This window comes from Aeromonas sp. LsrichE-8G (assembly GCF_022869435.1).
Lineage (GTDB): Bacteria > Pseudomonadota > Gammaproteobacteria > Enterobacterales > Aeromonadaceae > Aeromonas > Aeromonas caviae.
The window spans coordinates 94,712-115,810 of record NZ_JALIHH010000032.1 but is presented as its reverse complement, the minus strand read 5'-3'; the positions used below and the strand labels follow the sequence as shown (position 1 = coordinate 115,810).

The following is a 21,099-nucleotide window of genomic DNA, read 5'->3' as shown; positions in this document are numbered from 1 at the left end:
CTGTTGCGGGAATAGCTCAGTTGGTAGAGCACGACCTTGCCAAGGTCGGGGTCGCGAGTTCGAGTCTCGTTTCCCGCTCCAATCTCTCTTCGAACCCTTCGAACTCAATCTCTCCCCCAAGTACACGAATCCAGTTTCTCAGTACCATCACTGCCGCGTCCTGTTGGTAGAGCATGATCCGCGCTTGCCAAGGTCGGGGTCGCGAGTTCGAGTCTCGTTTCCCGCTCCAATCTCTCTTCGACGTCCTCATAATCCCTTTGAATTGAATTGCCCATCACATCGCGCCGCGATGACTTGTCGTATCCGGCGTTTGCCTGTTTTCTCTCTTCCCCGCACATCCCAAGTCATAAGACCAAGATGTATTGCTTGCTAATAGCCTCCCGGAGATCGGGCACAACCCTTTGCGGTCGGCTAACAGGCTTGGCAGGGCCTGAATGACAGACAGTGGCTCGCTATAAGTTAAAACCGGGGCATTTAACCAAAGCTCATAATTTTGATTTATAGCGGCTGGTGGCGGCCATAGACGGCTTACAGGTGGGGATGGCAAGCCCGGCAAGAGCTCTGCCGATCGGGGAGGGGAAATCGCGGGCAAAAAAATAGGAGGGGCGATGGCTCCTCCTACGGGTTCACTGGCGCTGGCTCAGATAACGGTGACGTTCTCGGCCTGAGGGCCTTTTTTGCCCTGGGTCACAGTGAACTGGACTTTTTGACCTTCAGCCAGGGTCTTGAAACCTGCGCTCTGGATGGAGGAGAAGTGAACGAAAACGTCCGGTCCCTGGGATTGCTCGATGAAGCCAAAACCCTTGGTTTCGTTGAACCATTTTACTTGGCCGGTGCGAATGTCAGACATGTGGTAAGTCCTATCTATAACAAAATGAAACTAAGCCTGGTTGGGCAGCATTTGCCTGGAAGTCAGGGGTTGAAGCATGACTGACCACGTCTCTTTGTCCCAGTAGCATGTAGCACAATCCCTGTCTAAAGCCTGACCGATTGTACTGGAGCCCGATCCCTTGTCAATTTGGCACTTTTCATTTTTTGAGCGAGCTAAAAGTATTGTGAAGTCAGCAGCTTGTTTCATGCTTCACATCAAAAAAAACGGGAGGCCATGGCCTCCCGTCTGCATAAGGGGAAGTGGTCGAGCCCCCTTATTCCTTGAGGGCGAACCCTTCCCCCTGGCGGTCGTAGCGGTAGCTGACCTGACCGAGAGAGCGGACCTCGACCCGCTGGATGCGGCGGCTGGTGTCCACCAGGATGAACACCGACTTGCCCGACTGCAGCCGGGTCAGCGGCCTGTCCGGCCCTTCGATGGCGATGAGCCGGCTGAGCTCGGCCCCCGGCAACTCGAACTTGCGGAAGATGGAGTAGAGGGTTTCACCGGCCTGCACGTCGTGCTGCAACCAGGTGCCATCCACTTTCTCCTCGACGGGCTTGGCGGCCTGGGGCTCACCGGCGTTGCCGACGGTCAGGGCCTGGGCCGGCACGGCCAGGGGGACCGCCAGAGAGCCTGACGGCGCCGTGGTCGGGGCGGCGGGGGCGGGCTCCCAGGCCAGCACCAGCAGCCAGAGCGGGATCAGCACCAGCAACCCTATGGTGTGTTTGCGGGGCAGGGGGCTTGCCAGCTTGAACGAGGCCGCCTTCGGCTCCTTGTTGCGCTGACCCAGGCCACTAATACCCTGGCCGAGACGCTGGCGCAGGGGCAGGGTAGCCGCGTTGATACGTTGGAGCAGGGTTCCTTGTGATTCGTCTTGGCGACGCTGCTGGGCTCGTCTGTTATGGCCACGTGGGCGACGGTCCGGGGTGGGCACGGCATTTACCTCTCACTACATTGCCTGCCATCAGGCAAATATGCCGCCTATGGTAAACGGACTCGCCCCCGAGGGGGAGAGTCCGGAGCATGAAAATTATCAGCTGAGACGAAACTGACCCAACAATTGCTGCAAACGTTCCGCCGCCTGACGCAAGGCCTGACTGGCGTTGGCCGTGCTGGTGGCGTCCCTGGCGATGTCGTTGGCCAGTGCGCTGGTTTTTGACAGATTGCCGGAGACAGTCTCGGAAACCGAGCTCTGCTCCTCGGCGGCGGAGGCGATTTGGTAGGTCATGTCGTTGATGGTGGCGATGGCCTGGAAGATGCTGCCGAGGGCCGCCTCCGCCTGATCCGCTTCCCCCACCGCCTGATGGGTCAGCTGCTGGCTCTGCTGGATGGCGTTGACCGCGTTGGTGGAGCTGTGGCGGATCTTGTCGATCAGCTCCTGGGTATTCTGCACCGCCTGCTGGGTGTTGCCCGCCAGCTTGCGCACCTCGTCGGCCACCACCGCAAAACCGCGCCCCTGCTCGCCGGCCCGGGCCGCCTCGATGGCGGCGTTGAGTGCCAGCAGGTTGGTCTGATCGGCGATCCCCTGGATGACGGTGAGGATGCTGGTGATCTGCTCGCTGTCGTGAGCCAGCCCTTCCACCACTTCGGCTCCCTTGCCTGCCTCGGCGGCCACCTTGTGCATGGAGTGGATCACCCGCTGGAAGCGTACCTTGCCCTCGTCCGCCGCGCTCTGGGCCTGCTTGGCGGAGTCGGCGGTGTTGTTGGCGTGGGTGGCCACCTCCTGGCTGACGTAGGACATCTCCTGTACCGCGGTCAGCATCTGCTCCATTTCCGCCTGGTGATGCTGCAGGTTGCTGTCGGTCTGTCCGGCGATGCGATCGGTATCCCCGGCGTGGCGATGGACCTCGCTCGCGGTCTTCTGCACATCCCCGAGCAAGGCCTGCAGCTTGTCGATGAAGCGATTGATGCCCCGGGCCAGGGCCCCCAGCTCGTCCCGGGAGCGGCTCTCCAGGCGCTTGGTGAGATCCCCCTCGCCGTCGGCGATGTCATCCACCAGGCTCACCATCTGGCGGATGGGGCCCGTGATGCTGCGGGCAATGACCAGCATGGTGCCAAGGGCCAGCGCCAGTACGATGAGGGCACCGATGAGCTGCTGGGTCATGGCGGCGCGGTTCATGTCGGTGAGCTGGCGTGCCAGCTCGTCCGCTCCCGCCAGCACCACCTTGTAGGGCAGGGTGACGATGATGGCCCAGTTGCGGGCCATGCCGGGCACCGCAATGGGCACCGAGATGCGAAACGCGTCGGTGAGCTCCTGGCGCTGCACGTCCGGTTTGAGGTACTGCTGCCAGCCGTTGCCGAGCACCTTGTCGGCGCGGCTGCCGAGCAGGCTGGCGTCGCCGCTGGTGCCGGTGATGACGCCGGCGGCGCTGACGATCAGGGTCTCCCCCTTGCCGTCATAGATGTTGCTGTTGAGGGACTGGGCCTGGCGGCTGATGGAGTCCACCGCCAGATCCAGCGCGGCGATGCCCTTGAACCGGCCATCCACCAGGATGGGGGTGGTGATGGTGCTCACCAGCACCTGCTGGCCGTTGATGTCCACCTTGAAGGGATCGATGAGGCAGGGGCGCCCCTCCCGTTTCGGGCAGGCATAGTAGTCGTTGGCCGGGTTGCCGAACTCGTCCGGATCGCTCTTCTCGATGGAGAGCAGCAGATCGCTGCCGATCTGATCCTTGTCGCGATAGAAATAGGGAACGAAGCGCCCCTTGTCGTCACTGCCGAGCGCGCTCTGGCCGGCGAAGCTTTCGTCCTGGCCGTCGAAGCCGTTGGGCTCGAAGCCCGCGAAGGCGCCATAGAGCTGGGGCTCCAAAGCAAGCTGGGCCTTGAGCAGATCGGTGGCCTGCTGGCGATCCAGCGGCAGTTTGCCCTCCTGCTGGCGGGCGAAAACGCTGGCCATCTGCTGGGTGTAGGAGAGCCCCTTTTGCAGCAGTTGGGTGATGGTGGCGGCCTCGGCGCGGGCGTTGGCGCTCACCTTCTGCCACGCCTCCTGTTGCAGGGCGGCGCGACTGGAGTCGATGGTGAGCTGCTGGGTCTGCCGGCCTGAATACTGGTTGAGCAGGATCAGGATGACCAGGGCCGTGGTCATGGCGACACCGGCCAGTACCAGGATACGATTCTGGATAGAACGAAACTGCATCGTGCGTTCCTTGTATCGTTGAGGGTTCGTTGACGGGGTGACTGAAGTATCGGCTGTGCGGGAGATCTCTCCAGCAACCTCGCCTAGCTAAGCGGGAAAAAAGGGAAAATTCTGAGACATCACTCTAAAACAGCGGTTTTTGCGGGAATAGACCCTATTTTCCCCTCTGCCTCGCCATGGTTTTCCCATCCGTCATTGTCGGTGCTAAAATGCGACGGTTTTTTTAACGAATTGGCCCAAGGCCCTCTACACAAGGCTTAAAGATGAAAGTCAAAACCCGTTTTGCTCCCAGCCCGACCGGCTTTTTGCATGTCGGCGGTGCCCGTACCGCACTCTATTCCTGGTTGTTTGCAAAGAACCAGGGCGGTGAGTTTGTGCTGCGTATCGAGGATACCGATCTGGAACGTTCCACTCAGGAGGCCATCGACGCCATCATTGAGGGCATGGAATGGCTGGAGCTGAACTGGGATGAGGGCCCCTACTACCAGACCAAGCGCTTCGATCGCTACAACGGCCTCATCGACGAGATGCTGGCTGACGGCCGCGCCTACAAGTGCTACTGCTCCAAGGAGCGGCTGGAAGCGCTGCGCGAAGGCCAGATGGCCAACGGCGAGAAGCCCCGCTATGACGGCAAGTGCCGGGATGGCGACCACGATCACCCGGCCGATGCGCCCCACGTGATCCGCTTCCGCAACCCGACCGAAGGCTCCGTGGTGTTCGATGACCACGTCCGTGGCCGCATCGAGTTCGCCAACACCGAGCTGGACGATCTGATCATTCGCCGTACCGATGGCGCGCCGACCTACAACTTCTGCGTGGTGGTCGATGACTGGGACATGGAGATCACCCACGTGGTGCGTGGGGAAGACCACATCAACAACACCCCGCGCCAGATCAACATCTACAAGGCCCTGAACGCGCCGGTGCCGGAGTTTGCCCACGTCTCCATGATCCTGGGTGACGACGGCGCCAAGCTCTCCAAGCGCCACGGCGCCGTCTCCGTCATGCAGTACCGCGACGACGGTTACCTGCCGGAAGCGCTGCTGAACTATCTGGTGCGTCTGGGCTGGTCCCACGGGGATCAGGAGATCTTCACCCTGGACGAGATGATCAAGCTGTTCAGCCTGGATGCCATCTCCAAGTCCGCCTCCGCCTTCAACACCGACAAGCTCTTGTGGCTCAACAACCACTACATGCGCAGCCTGGATCCGGCCTATGTGGCCAAGCACCTGGCCTGGCACATGGAACACCAGCAGATCGACACCAGCAATGGCCCGGCGCTGGCCGACGTGGTCACCCTGCTGGCCGAGCGCTGCAACACCCTGGTGGAGGTGGCTGCCCAGAGCCGCTACCTGTTCGAAGAGTACGAGGCCATCGACGAAGCGGCAGCCAAGAAGCATCTGCGCGGTGTGGCTGCCGAGCCGCTGGCGCTGGCCAAGGCCAAGCTGGCGGCCCTGGAGACCTGGACCACCGAGGCGCTGCACGAGCTGATTGAAGCGACCGCCGCCGAGCTGGGTCAGGGCATGGGCAAGGTCGGCATGCCGCTGCGTGTGGCCGTCACCGGTCTGGGCCAGTCTCCTGCCATCGACGCCGTGATGGCGCTGGTGGGCAAGGAGCGGGTCCTCGCCCGCATCGACCGCGCCCTGGCGTATATCGAAGCGCGCATGGCCGCCGAGTAAGCTTGTCGCCGCACATTGCCGTCACCGGTCTGGGGTAATCTCTCCCCTGCCATCGACGCCGTGATGGCGCTGGTGGGCAAGGAGCGGGTCCTCGCTCGTATCGACCGCGCTTTGGCGTATATCGAAGCGCGCATGGCCGCCGAGTAATTCAGAGCGCCGATACGGGTCAGTCCCCTGGCATCGCCGACGCCGTGATGGCGCTGGTGGGCAAGGAGCGGGCCTCGCTCGTATCGACCGCGCCCTGGCGTCTATCGAAGCGCGCATGGCCGCAGAATAAACATCGGCCATGGCATGAAAAGGGCCCCCTGACGGGGGCCCTTTGTATTTTGGCCTCAAGCGGATTTGCGACGTAAAACAGCGACATAGCGACGAGGTTGGCGGTAAAAACAGCTAACTGCCTGAATTTTGACTAAACGCTCCAGCGGGTGAGAATTTTGGGTTGACAGCAAAGCGGGTGATGCCTATCATGCGCCTCCGTTGCCAGAGATAACTTTGGTAGCGCCGAGGTGAGTTGGGGTTATAGCTCAGCTGGGAGAGCGCTTGCATGGCATGCAAGAGGTCCGCGGTTCGATCCCGCGTAGCTCCACCAAATTCTCCTCGAACAATCTGGAGTCCAAGGGGTTATAGCTCAGCTGGGAGAGCGCTTGCATGGCATGCAAGAGGTCCGCGGTTCGATCCCGCGTAGCTCCACCAGGTTCCCGATTGACATGAAGTACCCAGGGCAGTGCGGTGTGTATCACCCAGGCCGACCTTTGTGGGGTTATAGCTCAGCTGGGAGAGCGCTTGCATGGCATGCAAGAGGTCCGCGGTTCGATCCCGCGTAGCTCCACCATTATTGAGGATGAATGGCCGCCAGAACCATTCATTCAGTACCGAATTTGGGGTTATAGCTCAGCTGGGAGAGCGCTTGCATGGCATGCAAGAGGTCCGCGGTTCGATCCCGCGTAGCTCCACCAAATTCAGAGTGATTCAGCGTCACTCACACACATCGGGGTTATAGCTCAGCTGGGAGAGCGCTTGCATGGCATGCAAGAGGTCCGCGGTTCGATCCCGCGTAGCTCCACCATCTTTCGCAAGAAAGCACCAAGGCCACCGCATCGCGGTGGCCTTTTTGTTTGCCTGTCATTTGGATTTCCCATGATCTCGCCCTTTGCATTTGTCTGGCAAATGGCGTTTCACCCTGTCCGCGAGGGCATCAGCGGCCCTGGCCGCCGCTGACGGGGGTGAGGGTGGGGATTGGCGCCGATGCCGCCATGGCCATGGCGCGGGCTGCGTGGTGCCATCCTCTGCCGCGTGGCGGTTGGCTCGTTCGGCAGCCTGCGGGATACGCTATCCGGCCCCTGATGTCAGCACCGGGTTTCCCCGTCGGCAGGGTGCCAGTCCCCGGGAAAGGGGCGAGGCGGGGGCAACAGGGTATTTATTCATCCCATGATGTGGCCCTTTGCATTTGTTTTTCAAATGGCCCTGGCACAAAAAAAGCCCGCGATCATCGCGGGCTTTGCACCTGGCATCGAGGATGCCGCGTTTTAGCGACGGCGCCGCCAGGCGAGCGGCAACAGGGCCAGCAGCAGGGCGCCCATGGCGCCGCCACCCCCCTTGCTCGCTTCCTTGAGCTTGAGGTCAACGATGACGGGGTCGTGGTCCGAGGCGCTGAAGGGGTTGTCCGACTTGATGAGGTCGCCGGTGTAGGCGCTGCCATATTCGAACAGGTTGCTCTCGAAGGAGTTGATGTGCCAGTCGGCCACCGCCACCACCTTGTCAGCCAGCGCCGGGTTGGCGAGGGCGTAGTCCAGGGTGCCGAGCTCGGCCTCGTAGCTGTAGGAGATGGCCTTCTCCTGGTTGAACTTGACGTTCAGATCCACCAGGCCGTAACCCTTGGCCACCGTCTGGCCCATCTGCTCATAGGGCTTGTCGCCGATGTAGGTGTGGGAGGCGGAGCGGATCTGGCGCTCCCCCGCGACCGGCGCATAGTCGGTCAGCACCCGGATGGGATCCTCCTTGGCGTAGGAGTTGAAGTCCCCCACCAGCAGCACCTGGCCCGGCATCTTGCTCACCGCCTCCCCCAGCACCTTGGCGGCGCTCACCCGAAACTCGGTGCACTTGCCCTGCAGATCCGCAGGCTCCGTCTTGCCATCCCCGTTCTCATAGCAGCCCGACCCCTTGGACTTGAGGTGGTTGACCACCAGGGTCAGGGGGGCGTCGCTGCCCGCCACGGTGAAGCGCTGGACCAGGGAGTCCCGCTGACCGGCGCTCTTGGTGACGCCGCCCGTGGTGTAGCGCTGCTGGGGCAGGGGGATGACGTCGGCATCCCCGCTCGGGGTGAGCAGGGCGGGGCGGTAGATCATGGCCACCATGATGGCGTCGCCGCCAAAGAAGCGATCCTCCGTGAGCAGGGCCTTGGGCAGGGTGACGAAGGCGTAGTGCTTGCTCGCCTCCTTCTGCCTGGCGTTGAGGCTCTCCACCAGATCGTGGAGGGCGGCGTGCTCGTCAAAGCCGTTGTTCTCCATCTCCATCAGGCCGAGCAGGTCGGCGTCCATCTCGGTGATGGCGTTGACGATCTTGGCGCGCTGCAACTGGAACTCCTCCAGGCTCTTGGCGCCGCGGTTGCAGCCCTTGGCGCTGTCCGCATCCGCCTGATCCGCGCAGAGCACGTTGAGGGCGCCCCCCACGCTGGAGTGGCTGGTGAAGTAGTTGAGCACGTTGAAGCTACCGATGCGAAGGTCAGTGCCATCCAGGCGGGCCGGGGCGCTCTGGCGGTCGTTGTCGCCGGTGCGCAGCAGATCCCCCGCGGTGATGGTCTGATCCCGGGGCACGATCAGGCGGTACTCGTTGTAGCTGTAGCCGACCATGGCCTCCAGATTGACAGGGGCATCGCCGATGCGCAGGTAACCCTGCTCCGGCTCCCAGGCGGGCAGCCAGGGGAGCTTGCCGTCCCCCGCCTTGAAGTCCGACTCGAGGAAGACGCGGTTGCTGGCGTTGGCCTCGGCCAGCGCCACGGCCTCGGGGCTGCTCGCCACATGGAGCTGGGTCGGTTTCATCAGCGGGGCGCCGTGAGCGAGCACCAGGTTGTTGCGCCGGGCGGCATAGTCGTAGCTGAAGTTGCGGCTGATTTGGAGGGCGCTGTCGGCGTCGAGGCGCACCCGCATCCCTTCGTGACGCTCCAGGGCCCGGGCCAGGGTTTCCCCCTCCAGTACCCGCAGCGCCGTGGCGGCCGGGGCGTCGCCCTGGGCCAGGGTTGTCAGGCGCGGCGTGCTGCCGTCAAACAGGGGCTTGAGCTGGGTGTGGCCGTAATACTCCTCGACCTTGGCCTCCAGACAGACCAGGGCGCCCGGCTGGATGTCCGGGTACTTGCTGGCGAAGTTCTTGTCGTTGAGGTAGACGAAAATGCCGTCCGACGTCTCGGGGTTGCCGTCCCCCTGCACATCCAGCAGGTAGAAGCCCTTGTTGAGGCTTTCCCCCAGACCTGAGACCACCGCCTTGACCGAGACGCTCTGGGCGCTTTCGAACTGATCGTCCGGGACGAGGGGGCTCTTGTCGCCACTGCCCTGGATGGCGGGGATGGGGGTGAGGGCACTGTCGGCCGGGCAACTGAAGCCGGCGGCGTAGAGAGAGGGGGACGCGAGCGCGAGCCCCACGGCCAGCGACAGCAGGGTAGGTGTTCCTTTCATGGGTATTCCTTTTTTTATTTTTGCCAGTGTTTCCATAGCCTTGGCATCGTGGCCAAGGGCGCGCATTGTCACATTTCTGGCAGCTCTGACCAGTGAGCCAACGCACATTATGAGGAGACAAAGGAGCCCATCTGCCATTTTTTGACGTGGCTAACAGTTTGATATTGATGATCTATTTGTCATCAGGTGGGAGCGAAAAGTGTGAGGCGGCCAGCATTCACATATTTTCCTTCGAGAATAAAGATTGAGCAGTGGTCACTTGCTTCCTATACTCGAGCCGTTCCTCACGGAACCCAGGCAAAGGGCAAACCGGCAGTGATGCCGGGACGCAAAGCCTCCGATCTGTCCCATCCGGGCCAGACAGCGGGGTTACCCAGGGTGACTTGAGGGTTTGTGGCCCGTCCATGGCCTGTTGTCGCTCCCTTGTTCCCTGTTGCGATTGCGCTTTTCCCGGTATTGAAGCCAAGACAAAACAAGGAAGATAACAATATGCAACAGATCTTGAGGCCCAGCAGGCTTGCCATGCTGGTCGCCCTTGCGGCCGTCCCTGCCTGGGCGCAGGCTGCTTACCCCGCCTATCAGGCCGGCACCGCCTACAAGGCTGGCGACATCGTCAGCAACGCAGGCGCCCTCTATGAATGCAAGGAATTCCCTTACTCCGGCTGGTGCGGCGCGTCCCCCTATCACTACGCCCCCGGGGTGGGGGTGGTCTGGGCCGATGCCTGGAAGCTGTATGGTGGTGAGGTGCCGCCGCCGGCCCTGGTCGTCGCCATCGGCTCCCCCGCCGTGGGTGCCAGCGTCAGCGAGGGGGCCAGTGTGGCCCTGGCGGTGACGCTGAGCGGCCCGGTCACGGCGCTCGCCCGGGTGGAATACCTCATCGACGGCGCTCTGGTCGCCACCGCCACGGCTTCTCCCTGGAGTGCGAGCTGGTCTGCCGCCGGTGCGGGCAATCACGCCCTCAAGGCCCGGGCGCTGGATAAAGACGGCAAGGTGCTGAGCGAGGCGGATTCGAGCTTCAAGGTCGCCGCCGTGGTGGCCCCGGAGGCGCCCAGGGTGAGCATCGCAAGCCCGGCCGCCGGCGCCAGGGTGACCTTGGGCCGCGCCCTCACCGTCAGCGGCAATGTCACCGACGCCAATGACGACGTCGCCAAGGTCGAGCTGTTCGTGAATGGCCAGAAGGTGGGCGAGGACACCAGCGCCCCCTGGCAGCTGAGCTGGACGCCCCAGAACAAGGGGCTGACCGGCCTCAAGCTGGTGGCGACCGACAAGAGCAACCTCTCTGGCGAGTCGGCCCAGGTGGACGTGCAGGTGGAAGAAGCGGCCCTGCCCCCTACCGGCGGCAACCTCTCCTGCGACGTGCGCCAGATCTACCGCGCCGACGGCAGCGAGTGCATGGGGGATGACCACGGCCGCCGCGTCATCGGGTATTTCACCTCCTGGCGCACCGGCAAGAACGGCCTGCCCGCCTATCTGGTGAGCGATATTCCCTGGGACAAGATCACCCACATCAACTACGCCTTCGCGGCGGTGGACGAGCAGAGTCACACCATCAAGGTGGATGACGCCGCTACCAAGCTGACCTGGAACGGGGTGCCGGGCGCCGAGATGGATCCGGAGTTCGCCTATCAGGGTCACTTCAACCTGCTGTCCAAGTACAAGAAGCAGTACCCGGACGTGAAGACCCTCATCTCCGTCGGGGGCTGGGCCGATACCCGCGGCTTCTACGCCGCCACCACCAAGGGCGACTGCTCGGTCAACACCGCCGGCATCAACGCCTTTGCCGACTCGGCCGTGGGCTTCATCCGCCAGTACGGCTTCGATGGGGTGGATATCGACTACGAGTACCCCACCTCCATGAAGGATGCGGGCAACCCCAACGACTTCCCGCTCTCCAACCAGTGTCGCGGCAAGCTCTTTGCGAACTATGAAGTGCTGATGAAGACCCTGCGCAACAAGCTCGACAGCGCCGGCACCGAGGACGGTCGCAAGTACATGCTGACCATCGCCTCGCCGGCCTCGGCCTACCTGCTGCGCGGCATGGAAAACTTCCAGGTCACCCAGTACCTCGACTACGTCAACCTGATGACCTATGACTTCCACGGTGCCTGGAACCACTTCGTCGGTCACAACGCCGCCCTGTTCGACAACAAGGCGGATCCCGAGTTGTCCCAGTGGGGTGTCTACACCCAGGCCCAGTTTGGCGGCATCGGCTATCTCAACTCCGCCTGGGCGGCCCACTACTTCCGTGGTGCCCTGGCGGCGGGCAAGATCAACATAGGGGTGCCCTATTACACCCGTGGCTGGCAGGGGGTCACCGGTGGCACCCACGGTCTGGGTGGCAAGGCGGCGCTGCCGAGCCAGAGCGATTGCCAGCCGGGCACCGGTGGCAGCACCATTCCGTGCGGCAACGGGGCGGTGGGCATCGACAACATCTGGCATGACCTTGACAAGAACGGCAAGGAGATTGGCGGCGGCGCCGTGCCCATGTGGCATGCCAAGAACCTGGAGCACGCGGCCAGCCTCGGCATCACCACCTTGCCGAGCTACGGCCAGGCCTGGGGTCTGGATCCCAACAACCCGGCCCACGTGATGCAAGGCCAGTATGTGCGTTACTACGACGACAAGGCCCATGCGCCCTGGCTCTGGAACGAGCAGAAGAAGGTGTTCCTCTCCACCGAAGATGAAGAGTCCATGGGTCACAAGCTCGACTACATCGTCAAGCGGGGCCTGGGGGGCGTCATGTTCTGGGAGATGGCGGGGGACTATGACTTCGATGCCGCGAAGAACGAGTACGTGATGGGCAGCACCCTCACCAGCCTCGCCTACGAGAAGTTCAGCAAGGCCGACAAGGCGGCCCTGAAGCAGAATGATCTGCCGGCGCCGGCTGCCCAGCTCGACATCGGCGTGAGCCTCTCCGGCTTCAAGGAAGGGGACTCCAACTACCCGATCAACCCGACCCTCAAGCTCACCAACAAGTCGACCCAGACCATTCCGGGCGGCACCCGCATCGAGTTCCTGGTCCCCACCTCCACCTCAGACACCATCACCGACCAGAGCGGCATGGGACTGAAAGTGGTGGAGAGCGGTGGCAACCAGAACTCGGACGGCATCGCCAATGAGAAGGACTTCCACAAGGTGGCTCTGACGCTGCCGGCCTGGAAAGCCTGGACGCCGGGCACCGACGTGGAAGTGGCCATGACCTACTACCTGCCGGCCGCCGGCGTGCCGAGCGGCATGCGCCTGATTGCCGGCAGCCAGACCATAGGCCTGAAGTCCGACTTCCCGGCCCTGGCCGAGGCGGTGCTGGGCAGCAGTGGTGGTGGTGACGGCGGCAGCGGTGGCACCACCTGTGCCAGCCAGAACGTCAACCCGGCGGACTACAATGCCTATCCGACCTGGCCGCGCGGGGATCACGCCAATGGCAACGACCGCATGACCAACGGCAAGGCGGTGTGGCAGGCCAACTGGTGGACCAGCAGCGAGCCCAAGACGGGCGATGGCAGCTGGAAGCTGGTGTGCAGCTACTGAGTTGTCCCGGCTGCTGTACCAGCCGCGAGCTCAGAGCGGGCGACGGCAGCTGGACGCTGGTATGCAGTGACTGATGACCTGTTGAAGGGGTTGCCCCCTCCCAACGCAACGACCCAATCCGGAGCCCAGGCTCCGGATTTTTTTGTGCCTTGTATCAGGAGAAGGAGGGGGAAAAGGGCAGGGGCGGTGCCATAAAAAAGACCGCTCCGAAGAGCGGCCAATTGCCACCAAGGCAATCTGCGGGGTGACCCCCTTGTCGATGTGTCGCGGCCCGGATGCCGAGTCGGGGAGATCCCCGCCCCGCCAGCCGGGCCGCGCAGCTTTATTGGGTGACGGCGCCGCCCTGCTGCTCTTTCAAGAAGCTGATCCAGGGGGAAGCACGACCACTGACGTTGCCGTTCTGGGCGGCCTGAGTGAAGGCGGAGAGCGCCTCCTTGGGCTTTTGCTGCTCAAAATAGGCGACCCCGGTCAGGAACTTCAGATCCGCCCGCTGCTCGCCGCTGGCGTTGGCGGCAGGCTTGGCGGCGAAGGCCACCAGATCCTGGTAGCGTTTGCTCTGGATCATCATGCGCGCCATCTTGAGCTGCAGCTCGGCATTGGGGGCCAGCTTGTAGGACTTGGCCAGGGTGTCGATGGCCGGGTCCAGCTCCTTGGCCTGATGCCAATAGTTGGCCAGCGTCTTGTAGTTGGCCGCGGTGCTCTCGATCTGCCCCTCCTTCATGGCTTTCTCCATCACGCGGGCGGCGCGGTGGGGAATGCCGGCGAAGGCGAGGTAGTTGGCGAGCCGCTGCAACTCGTTGGCCTCGGTCAGCATGCCGAGGTTGTAGGCCCCTTCCAGTGCCGCCAGGGCCTTGGCATCGTTGCCCGCCTGCATGTGCATGGCCGAGAGCTGGGTCCAGTACTTCTTCTTCTCCGGGTAGCGGTCCACCAGGGCGGTCAGCACCTCGGTAGCCGGCTTGTACTGTTTCAGCTCGTAGTGGGCCGCCATCTTCAGCAGGTACCAGGACTCCGGCGCCTTGCCCGCTGAGAGCTTGATCGCGTTGTCCACCGCCGGAATGGCTTCCCTGTACTGCTTGAGCTGCACATGGGCGTTGGCCAGGGTGATGTAGGCGTGCGGGGTCGGCTTCTCGTCCTTGCCGAGGTTTGCGAACCACTCCTTCATGGTGTTGATGGAACCCTTGAAGTTCCCCTCCGCCATGTAGAGCTGGGCCAGGTTGTAGCGCACCTGCTGGGCCACCGGGGGCGGCAGGCCGCCGGTGGCGATGGCGTCGGCGAAGTACTTGGTCGCCTGACCGTACTTCTCCTGCTGCGCCGCCACGAAGCCCAGGGTCTGCAAAATGACCCCCTTGTCGTAGACCCGCTCGCCGGCGCCGGACAGCGCCTCCTGCAGCTTGGCATTGGCCTCGCCGTATTTCTTCTCGGTGATCAACGCCTGGGCCTTGTTGACCGCGCGGTAGGCGCGGTCAGACAGGGCGGGTTGTTCGGCGGCCCAGGTGGCGGTGCTGAGCAGCACCGCCATGGCCACCGGGGCGAGGATCAGGGTATGTAACTTTTTCATCGCCACCCTCCTTAGTTGGTCGCAAACTCGATCTCTTGCTGCATGCGACTGGCCTGCGGCTTGCCGTCCACCATGGCCGGCTTGAAGGTCCACTTGGCGATGGTCTGGCGCGCCGCCTTGCCGAGGTCATAGCTGCGGGGCTCTTCCTTGACGATGCGGATGTTGCTCACGGTACCGCGCTCGGTGACGGTGAACTCCACCAGCACCTTGCCGGATGCGAGGCCGGCCAGGGCCGCCTTGCGGGGCATCATGGGCTCGAAGGTCGCCATCGGGATGGCGCCGTTGTTGCCGCCCATGCCGCCGCCACCGCCGCCGGTGCTGTAGGCACCCAGGGCGTTGCCGCCACCGATGTTGACCGGGATGTCGAGTTTGGGCATGTCCATGGGGGAGCTGTCCATCTTCGGCCTGTCCGTGCTCGCCACCTCCATCTCGGGCGGGGGCGGCGGGCGGTTCGGGGGCGGCGGCTTGGGCAGTTCCCGTTGCTTCTCTTGCAAGGTCTCCTGAGGCTTGAGGCGGATGAAGTCGGTCATGGTGACGTCCTCCCGCTCCGTCAGCTCCCGGTGATCCGGCGTGATGAGCTTGTTCATTCCCAGAAACAGGAAGAACACCACCACGCAGGAGACCGCTAACGATATCAGGTATCTCATGGCATTCGCTCCGGCATCAGCTGCTCTTGTCGGCGGCGATGGAGATGTTCTGGACACCGGCCATGCGGATCTGGTCCATGACCTGCACCACCAGACCGGAACGGGATTCGCTGTCGGCCTGGATCACCACGGCGCTTTCCGGGTTCTCCGCCCGCAGCCGCTCGATGTTGGCACGCACCGCGCCCACTTCGACGATGCGCTTGTCGACCCAGACCTGGCCGTTCTCGCGGACCGCGACCATGATGTTCCCCTTCTTCACCGTCTCGGCCGTGCTGGCGCTCGGGCGGTTGATCTCCACGCCGGACTCCTTGACGAACGAGGTGGTGACGATGAAGAAGATCAGCATGATGAACACGATGTCCAGCATGGGGGTCAAATCGATGGCCGCCTCGTCAGCACCGCTGTCGCTGTGACGTTTTCTCATGGCAAAAAACTCCTTGCTTGTTCTGTGCCCCGGCGGGCATGGCCCGGCCGGGGATGTGCATCCTGCATCAGCCGTGTCTCAGGTTGTCTTCCAGCTTCTGCACCGCCAACTTGGCCTTGTGATCGAGCCGGCTGACAAAAAACAGGCCGGAAAGGGCGGCAATCATGCCCGCCATGGTCGGTACCGTCGCCTTGGAGATCCCCGAGGCCATCGCCCTGGGGGAGCCTGTGCCGGTAATGGCCAGGGTATCGAACACCTGCACCATGCCGACCACGGTCCCAAGCAGCCCCATCAGCGGGCAGAGGGCGATCAGCACCTTGATGACCGGCATCCCCTTGTCCACCGCCATGGCGACCCGGGAGACCAGCTCGCGGCGGATCTGCCTGGCAGACCAGGAGAGGTGATCGGTGCGGGCCAGCCAGGCCGTCTTGGTCTGCTTCACCTGCTGGGGATAGACCGCCATGAAGTAGAACCAGCGCTCCAGCAGCAGGGCCCACATCATCAGGGTCAGGAAGAACAGGGCGACCAGCACGTCGCCCCCCAATCCCAGAAACCGGCGGACCGACTCGACTTCTTCAATCAACCAGAACCACATGGGTGACTCCTTAGGCTGCGGCTTTGGCGGCGTGCAGACGTTCCTGATAACGGGCAACGAAACCGGCGCTCTGCTCTTCCAGTACCTGGATCAGACGGCGGCTCTGGGTCTGGACGATGGTGTAGAGGAACAGCATGGGCACGGCCACGACCAGACCCTGCATGGTGGTCACCAGGGCCTCGGAGATACCGCCCGCCATCAGCTTGGGATCGCCGGTACCGAACAGGGTGATGGCCTGGAAGGTGGCAATCATCCCGACCACGGTACCCAGCAGGCCCAGCAGCGGGGCGACGGAGGCGATCAGCTTGATGAGGCTGATGCCCTTCTCCAGCTTGGGCACGTTGCGCAGGATGATCTCGTCGAGCTTGGATTCCAGATCCTCGATGTTGTCGCCACGATGGCTCTGGTAGGCTCCCAGCATCTCGCCGATGGGGTTGCCCTTGATGATCTGCTCGGATTTCAGTTGCTTGCGCATGGCACCGCCGATGAGGGAGAGACGGGCGCCGCAGAACAGGGCCAGCAGGGTACCGATGACACCCAGCGCCAGGATCACGTAACCCACGGAGCCACCCTGATCGATGCGCTCCTTGAGGGTCGGCGATTGCACCAGCAGGGAGAGGATCACGCCGCGGGACGGGTCGATGAAGATGGGTTCGACGCTGCCGCCACCCTGTTCAAACTTGGCGACCGGTTCCAGCACCGCGTTCTCGGGCTGGCGGGAGAGTTGTTCGAACTTGCCGGTCTCCGGCACGAAGGTGAGGTACTTGCCTTCGGAGACGGTGTTGAACTCGCCGATCTGGGTCACGGTCTTCTCGGCCTGGTTGCCCTCGCCGTAGACCACGGTGGCCGGGATCTGGCTCACCTTGCCACCGTCGACCATGCGGCTGAGGGTGGTGGTCCAGAAGGCGGTCAGGTCATCGCTGGAGGGCAGTTCCTTGCTCTCGGCCAGGCGAGTCAGCAGGGCAGTCTGCTCGGGATGTTCGACCCGGCGGGCGGAGGCATTGAAGATCCCCTTGAATTCACCGGCGAACTGGCGCAGCACGCCAAACATCTCGCCCATGTTGCCGGAGCGCTGGCGCAGGGTTTCGGTCAGCTCGGTGAGCTGCTTGTCGTTGGCATCGAAGGTGGCCTTGAGCTGTTCACCTCGGGCGGTCTCGGCGGCGAGCTCCGCCTTGGCCTTGGCCAGCAGGGCGCCCTGCTCGTTCTTGTCAGCCAGGAAGCGGGCTTCCCGCTCCTTGTTGATCTGGGATTCGCTGGCGCTGGCGGCTTTCACTTGGCTCAGCAGGGCATTGAGATCCACCGGCTTCTCGGCGGCGGTCACCGGCAAGGTGACCAGGGTGGCCCCCGCAATCAGGGAGGCAATGGCGAGTTTGATTCCTTTCATGATGCTTTCTCCGCAGTTTGAACCGGCAGCTTGATGAGGGCGGGGGGCGCCTGCTTCTTCGCGATGCGAAGGCCTTGTTCAACCGCACTGCGATACTCCTGGGGCAGTACTTCCCACTGGCGGGTCTGCTTGTTCCACATGCCGGTCTCGTTGCCATCCGGGGACTGGTAGAGCAGGGCGATGCGGCCAACGCGCAGGAACTCGTAGGTCTTCTCGTCCCCATCCTTGTCCAGGCTCGCCTTGTAGGCTTCGATGGTGCGGCTGAAGCCCTCCTCGATCTGGTAGGCCTCGAGGATCTTGCGGTACTTCTCGGAGATGGTGACGTCGGCCCGGTTCATCAGGTCGGTCAGGGCCGCCACGCGGTCCTCACGCTCCACCTTCTGGAACGGCAGGTCCAGGGCCACGAACTGATCGAGGGAGTCGATCATCTTGAGCATCAGGGGCACCACTTCGGTGCTGGTCTGGTCGATCTGGGCGATCTGCTTTTGCATGGAAGCGAGTTCGGCACTCTGGGAGTCGACCATCTTGCCCACTTGCTCGTTGTAGGTGCGCAGGCTGTCGACCTGGCGCAGGGCGGCCTTGTACTGTGCCAGGGCAGACTCGGCAGACTCGGCGTAGTTGTCGATCTTCTGCTGGGAAACTTTGGAGGCATTGTCGGTGGCGGCTTGAGCGTCCACTGCCTGACCGGCAGAGGCGGCACTCAGATTGAAGCTGGTCAGCAAGGCAGCCGAAATCAGGCTGCCGAGGAGCGCTTTCTTCATTGTAATTGTCCTTGTTTTCATAGAATTACCCTATCTCCGTAACTTCCTTGGGGCATGGGGCAAAGCCGGCCCGACCGGGCCGGCTTGTCATCTGCAGGTGAATTAGAACTTCTGGCTGTAGTCGAGGTAGTAGATGCGACCGTCGATGCTGTAGAGATCTTCGTTATAGGTGAAGCCATCGCTCTCGAGGGACGGGCCCGAGTTGAACATGTTCTTCACCCCGACCTGGATCTTGCCGTTCCAGGGCGCTTCCACGCCGACGTTCAGGTTCCAGGTGGTCTGGGACGCGATGTGGCCCACTTCCTCACCGGTATCGGCGATGTAGTCCTGGCTCTGGGAGTCGATGTAGTTCGCGCTCAGGTAGGTGTCCATGTTCCACCATTGGGGAACATTGACGCCCACACCGGAGCTGAAGCGCAGCTGCGGCAGGCCGTTCTGGCCGATCTTGTCGATGACGGGACCACCGGCGTACAGACCTTCCTTGTACTCGAGGATGTAGGTACCACCCAGGTCGTAGCGGATGGTGGCGTAGTTCAGGTCGTACTTGTAGTCCACCTTCAGGTCAAGACCCGAGGTATTGAGGGTACCCAGGTTGACCATGGGGGCGATGGCGCCGCTGATCTTGCCCTGGCTGTTACGGGTGATGTAGCTGGAACCGCCGTTGTTCAGCTCGTCATAGATGACGGACTGCAGGGAGTTCAGCTGGATCATGTCCTCGATCTTGATGGTGTAGTAGTCCAGGGAGAGGTTCAGGTCATCCACCGGGCTGTAGGCCACCCCGAAGTTCCAGGTGTCCGCGGTCTCTTCCTTCAGATCCTCGTTGGAGGTACGGGTGGTGTCGTACTGGCGGTTCGGGCAGTCAGCCGCGGAGATGCCGTTGGCCTCGCAGTAGACATAGTCCTTGGCCCAGTCGGCGGAGTAGGAGTCAGCCGAGTAGAGGTCGCTCAGGCTGGGGGCGCGGAACGAACGGGACCAGGAGGTGCGCAGCATCAGGTTGTCCAGCGGCTGGTAACGCAGGCTCGCCTTGGGGGAGAAGGCGCTGCCGAAGTCGCTGTACTTGTCGAAGCGACCGGCCACGTTCAGCTCGATCTGCTCGGTGATGGGCACCAGGGACTCGATGTAGGCGGCAGTCACGTCACGCACGCCACCGGAGGAGTTGCCGGAGGAGCCGATGATGTTGCCGGCTTCGGACTGGGCGTCGTATTTGTCGGCATAGACCCAGTCGTTGTACTCGGCACCGGCATACCAGCTGACCGGACCGGCCGGCAGTTCACCCATGTCCCACTGGACACCGGCGTACCACTGGTAGAAGTCCATGGTGGCGCGGCGGCTGGTGTCGGCGGCCATGGAGGCCGTGGTGGAGGCGTCGAACTCGCCACCGACGAACTTGCCGTCGGCGACCGCCTGCTGGGCGGCGGACTTCAGTACGTAACCGGTGCCGTTCTCCTTGTTGTCGGTCTTGGAGTACATGTAGCCGGCGTTCCACTGCATGTCGCCGACGCTTTCAGTGGTGATGGTACCCTCGAAGCCCAGGTTCATGCTGCCGGTCATGTCGGTGACCAAGTTGTCGCGGGGGCCGACGTTGTTGAAGCGGTAGTAGGCATAGGCAGCTTCACCCAGCCCCTGGGTGGCGGCGGCATCCAGGCCGTTGTCGGCGAAGAACTGGGCGTTCTTCGGGTTGGCCGGATCGATGGTGAAGGCGCCGGCGGCAGGGGCGAAGCGGCCGAAACTCTCGACCCGGGAGCCGATGAGCTGCGGCACGAAGTCGACGTTGTCGTTGATGTGATAGCGGCCGTTCACGTACAGGGTGTCGCGGCTGCGGGAGGCCGTGGTGGCGGCCACCTGACCGTAGTTGAAGTTACAGCCGTCCTCGAACCCGACGAAGGGGGACTTACAGGTGCCATCGGCATTGGTGGCGCCGGCCAGCGGGCCGTATTTCCAGATGCCATCCCCGTTGGCATCGAGGCCGGTGACCCCTTCCACGTTGCGGCCATAGGCGCTGGGGGCATCGTTGCCCTGCTTGGAGAGATAATCGCGATCCCGGCTGTAGATGACGTCTTTCTTGTCGTGCTCGTAGACCGCCATCAGGGAGCCCTTCTCGCCGTTGATCCCCGCGACCATGGAGCCGCTCTTCTCGTCACCGCCGTCTTCGGTCGGGGAGCCAAGGCGTCCCTGGAAGCTCAGGCCTTCATAGCCCTCTTTGAGCACCACGTTGATGACACCACCGATGGCGTCGGAACCGTAGATGGCGGAGCCGCCGTCCAGGTTGACTTCGACCCGCTCAACGGCGGCCATGGGGATGGTGTTCAGGTTGATGGAGGTGCCGCCCATGGTGGGGGAGCCCGCCACCCGCTTGCCGTTCAGCAGGACCAGAGTACGCTCTGAACCCAGGCCGCGCAGGCCGACGGTGGCTTGGGACTGGAAGGAGCTGCCGGAGGCCGGGGAGACGCCGCCAAAGGAGTTATAGGAGGCCTGCTTGAGGTAATCGGCGACGGTCTGCTGACCGGATTGCTCGATCTTCGCCTTGGTCACGGAGACGACCGGGGTGGCGCCTTCCACATCGACTCGGGAGATCCGCGAGCCGGTGACCTTGATTTTTTGCAGTTTTTCGACGTTCTGGCCCTCTTCGGCCAGGACAGGGGTGGCCACTACTGCCGCGCTCGCCAAGGCAAACGCTACGGCAGCAGAGAGTCTGCTTTTCCTAAGCATCGCTAGTATCCTTCCTGATTGTTTTTTGTTTGCTTCCATTACCGCCCTCGTTGGAGCGGTGCGTAAGGCTTATCAAGGTTTGGTGATGGACGTCAAATGGAGCGGCGGGGATGGGGGCAGTAGAGGGAATTAGATGGGA

Annotated in this window: 13 protein-coding genes, 6 tRNA genes and 1 riboswitch; of the genes, 8 read left to right on the top strand and 11 right to left on the bottom strand. The window is 62.8% G+C overall.

The genetic code is table 11. From position 1 onward, the window contains the following. The first annotated feature begins 5 nt into the window (after positions 1-5). Positions 6-81 (top strand) — tRNA-Gly (locus MUW49_RS07130). 559 nt (positions 82-640) lie between these two features. On the opposite strand, the gene MUW49_RS07125 is transcribed toward MUW49_RS07130, so the two are convergent. The 3 genes from MUW49_RS07125 to MUW49_RS07115 all read right to left on the bottom strand — a co-directional run bounded on the left by MUW49_RS07125 (position 641) and on the right by MUW49_RS07115 (position 4,007). After that, positions 641-850, bottom strand: coding sequence for a cold-shock protein (locus tag MUW49_RS07125; protein ID WP_005297820.1), 210 nt, complete (start codon positions 848-850; stop codon positions 641-643). Between the two features lie 295 nt (positions 851-1,145). Then, complete coding sequence (locus tag MUW49_RS07120; protein WP_223919918.1) at positions 1,146-1,805, bottom strand: LysM-like peptidoglycan-binding domain-containing protein; 660 nt, start codon at positions 1,803-1,805, stop codon at positions 1,146-1,148. 99 nt (positions 1,806-1,904) lie between these two features. Beyond that, entirely contained in the window at positions 1,905-4,007 is a 2,103-nt protein-coding gene (locus tag MUW49_RS07115; RefSeq protein ID WP_214002447.1) for a methyl-accepting chemotaxis protein, read from the bottom strand. 263 nt (positions 4,008-4,270) lie between these two features. Between MUW49_RS07115 and gltX the strand changes: the two genes are divergently transcribed. The 6 genes from gltX to MUW49_RS07085 all read left to right on the top strand — a co-directional run bounded on the left by gltX (position 4,271) and on the right by MUW49_RS07085 (position 6,752). Continuing rightward, entirely contained in the window at positions 4,271-5,686 is a 1,416-nt protein-coding gene (gene gltX, locus MUW49_RS07110) for a glutamate--tRNA ligase (protein ID WP_167824622.1), read from the top strand. 513 nt (positions 5,687-6,199) lie between these two features. Beyond that, a tRNA-Ala gene (locus tag MUW49_RS07105) sits at positions 6,200-6,275 on the top strand. A 28-nt stretch (positions 6,276-6,303) separates the two neighbouring features. Further along, a tRNA-Ala gene (locus MUW49_RS07100) sits at positions 6,304-6,379 on the top strand. Positions 6,380-6,442: 63 nt separating this feature from the next. Next, positions 6,443-6,518 (top strand) — tRNA-Ala (locus MUW49_RS07095). Between the two features lie 48 nt (positions 6,519-6,566). Continuing rightward, positions 6,567-6,642: transfer RNA gene (locus MUW49_RS07090), tRNA-Ala, on the top strand. Between the two features lie 34 nt (positions 6,643-6,676). Further along, a tRNA-Ala gene (locus MUW49_RS07085) sits at positions 6,677-6,752 on the top strand. Positions 6,753-7,212: 460 nt separating this feature from the next. Here the strand turns inward: MUW49_RS07085 and MUW49_RS07080 are convergent. Further along, positions 7,213-9,354: an ExeM/NucH family extracellular endonuclease gene (locus MUW49_RS07080; RefSeq protein ID WP_128313561.1), complete on the bottom strand. Its 2,142-nt coding sequence runs from the start codon at positions 9,352-9,354 to the stop codon at positions 7,213-7,215. Between the two features lie 293 nt (positions 9,355-9,647). Then, positions 9,648-9,731: riboswitch (cyclic di-GMP riboswitch) on the top strand. A 145-nt stretch (positions 9,732-9,876) separates the two neighbouring features. Here MUW49_RS07080 and MUW49_RS07075 point away from each other — a divergent pair. Further along, positions 9,877-12,882: a glycosyl hydrolase family 18 protein gene (locus MUW49_RS07075; protein WP_244812571.1), complete on the top strand. Its 3,006-nt coding sequence runs from the start codon at positions 9,877-9,879 to the stop codon at positions 12,880-12,882. Between the two features lie 322 nt (positions 12,883-13,204). On the opposite strand, the gene MUW49_RS07070 is transcribed toward MUW49_RS07075, so the two are convergent. The 7 genes from MUW49_RS07070 to MUW49_RS07040 form a co-directional block, all read right to left on the bottom strand. Next, positions 13,205-14,440 (bottom strand): tetratricopeptide repeat protein, encoded by a 1,236-nt coding sequence (locus MUW49_RS07070; protein WP_042014300.1) that lies wholly within the window; start codon positions 14,438-14,440, stop codon positions 13,205-13,207. A gap of 11 nt (positions 14,441-14,451) precedes the next feature. Next, complete coding sequence (locus MUW49_RS07065; RefSeq protein ID WP_043154309.1) at positions 14,452-15,087, bottom strand: energy transducer TonB; 636 nt, start codon at positions 15,085-15,087, stop codon at positions 14,452-14,454. Positions 15,088-15,103: 16 nt separating this feature from the next. Beyond that, positions 15,104-15,511, bottom strand: a complete 408-nt coding sequence (locus MUW49_RS07060; protein WP_010675476.1) for a biopolymer transporter ExbD — start codon at positions 15,509-15,511, stop codon at positions 15,104-15,106. 67 nt (positions 15,512-15,578) lie between these two features. Beyond that, the gene (locus MUW49_RS07055) at positions 15,579-16,106 is read right to left on the bottom strand and encodes a MotA/TolQ/ExbB proton channel family protein (protein ID WP_043154305.1); all 528 of its coding nucleotides are present in this window, start codon (positions 16,104-16,106) and stop codon (positions 15,579-15,581) included. 10 nt (positions 16,107-16,116) lie between these two features. Continuing rightward, entirely contained in the window at positions 16,117-17,490 is a 1,374-nt protein-coding gene (locus MUW49_RS07050) for a MotA/TolQ/ExbB proton channel family protein (RefSeq protein WP_244812569.1), read from the bottom strand. Next, positions 17,487-18,251, bottom strand: a complete 765-nt coding sequence (locus tag MUW49_RS07045; protein WP_244812567.1) for a DUF3450 domain-containing protein — start codon at positions 18,249-18,251, stop codon at positions 17,487-17,489. Before MUW49_RS07045 ends, MUW49_RS07050 begins: the two co-directional genes overlap by 4 nt. A 102-nt stretch (positions 18,252-18,353) precedes the next feature. After that, a complete protein-coding gene (locus MUW49_RS07040) occupies positions 18,354-20,960 on the bottom strand; it encodes a TonB-dependent receptor (RefSeq protein ID WP_244812566.1) in 2,607 nt (868 codons plus the stop codon). Positions 20,961-21,099: the final 139 nt, after the last annotated feature.

Bases quoted from the DNA above. Each gene is read 5' to 3' on its own strand.
- MUW49_RS07040 (WP_244812566.1), bottom strand. From the start codon at position 20,960: ATGCTTAGGAAAAGCAGACTCTCTGCTGCCGTAGCGTTTGCCTTGGCG.
- MUW49_RS07055 (WP_043154305.1), bottom strand. From the start codon at position 16,106: ATGTGGTTCTGGTTGATTGAAGAAGTCGAGTCGGTCCGCCGGTTTCTG.
- MUW49_RS07115 (WP_214002447.1), bottom strand. From the start codon at position 4,007: ATGCAGTTTCGTTCTATCCAGAATCGTATCCTGGTACTGGCCGGTGTC.
- MUW49_RS07075 (WP_244812571.1), top strand. From the start codon at position 9,877: ATGCTGGTCGCCCTTGCGGCCGTCCCTGCCTGGGCGCAGGCTGCTTAC.
- MUW49_RS07125 (WP_005297820.1), bottom strand. From the start codon at position 850: ATGTCTGACATTCGCACCGGCCAAGTAAAATGGTTCAACGAAACCAAG.
- gltX (WP_167824622.1), top strand. From the start codon at position 4,271: ATGAAAGTCAAAACCCGTTTTGCTCCCAGCCCGACCGGCTTTTTGCAT.
- MUW49_RS07060 (WP_010675476.1), bottom strand. From the start codon at position 15,511: ATGAGAAAACGTCACAGCGACAGCGGTGCTGACGAGGCGGCCATCGAT.
- MUW49_RS07045 (WP_244812567.1), bottom strand. From the start codon at position 18,251: ATGAAGAAAGCGCTCCTCGGCAGCCTGATTTCGGCTGCCTTGCTGACC.
- MUW49_RS07050 (WP_244812569.1), bottom strand. From the start codon at position 17,490: ATGAAAGGAATCAAACTCGCCATTGCCTCCCTGATTGCGGGGGCCACC.
- MUW49_RS07065 (WP_043154309.1), bottom strand. From the start codon at position 15,087: ATGAGATACCTGATATCGTTAGCGGTCTCCTGCGTGGTGGTGTTCTTC.
- MUW49_RS07080 (WP_128313561.1), bottom strand. From the start codon at position 9,354: ATGAAAGGAACACCTACCCTGCTGTCGCTGGCCGTGGGGCTCGCGCTC.
- MUW49_RS07070 (WP_042014300.1), bottom strand. From the start codon at position 14,440: ATGAAAAAGTTACATACCCTGATCCTCGCCCCGGTGGCCATGGCGGTG.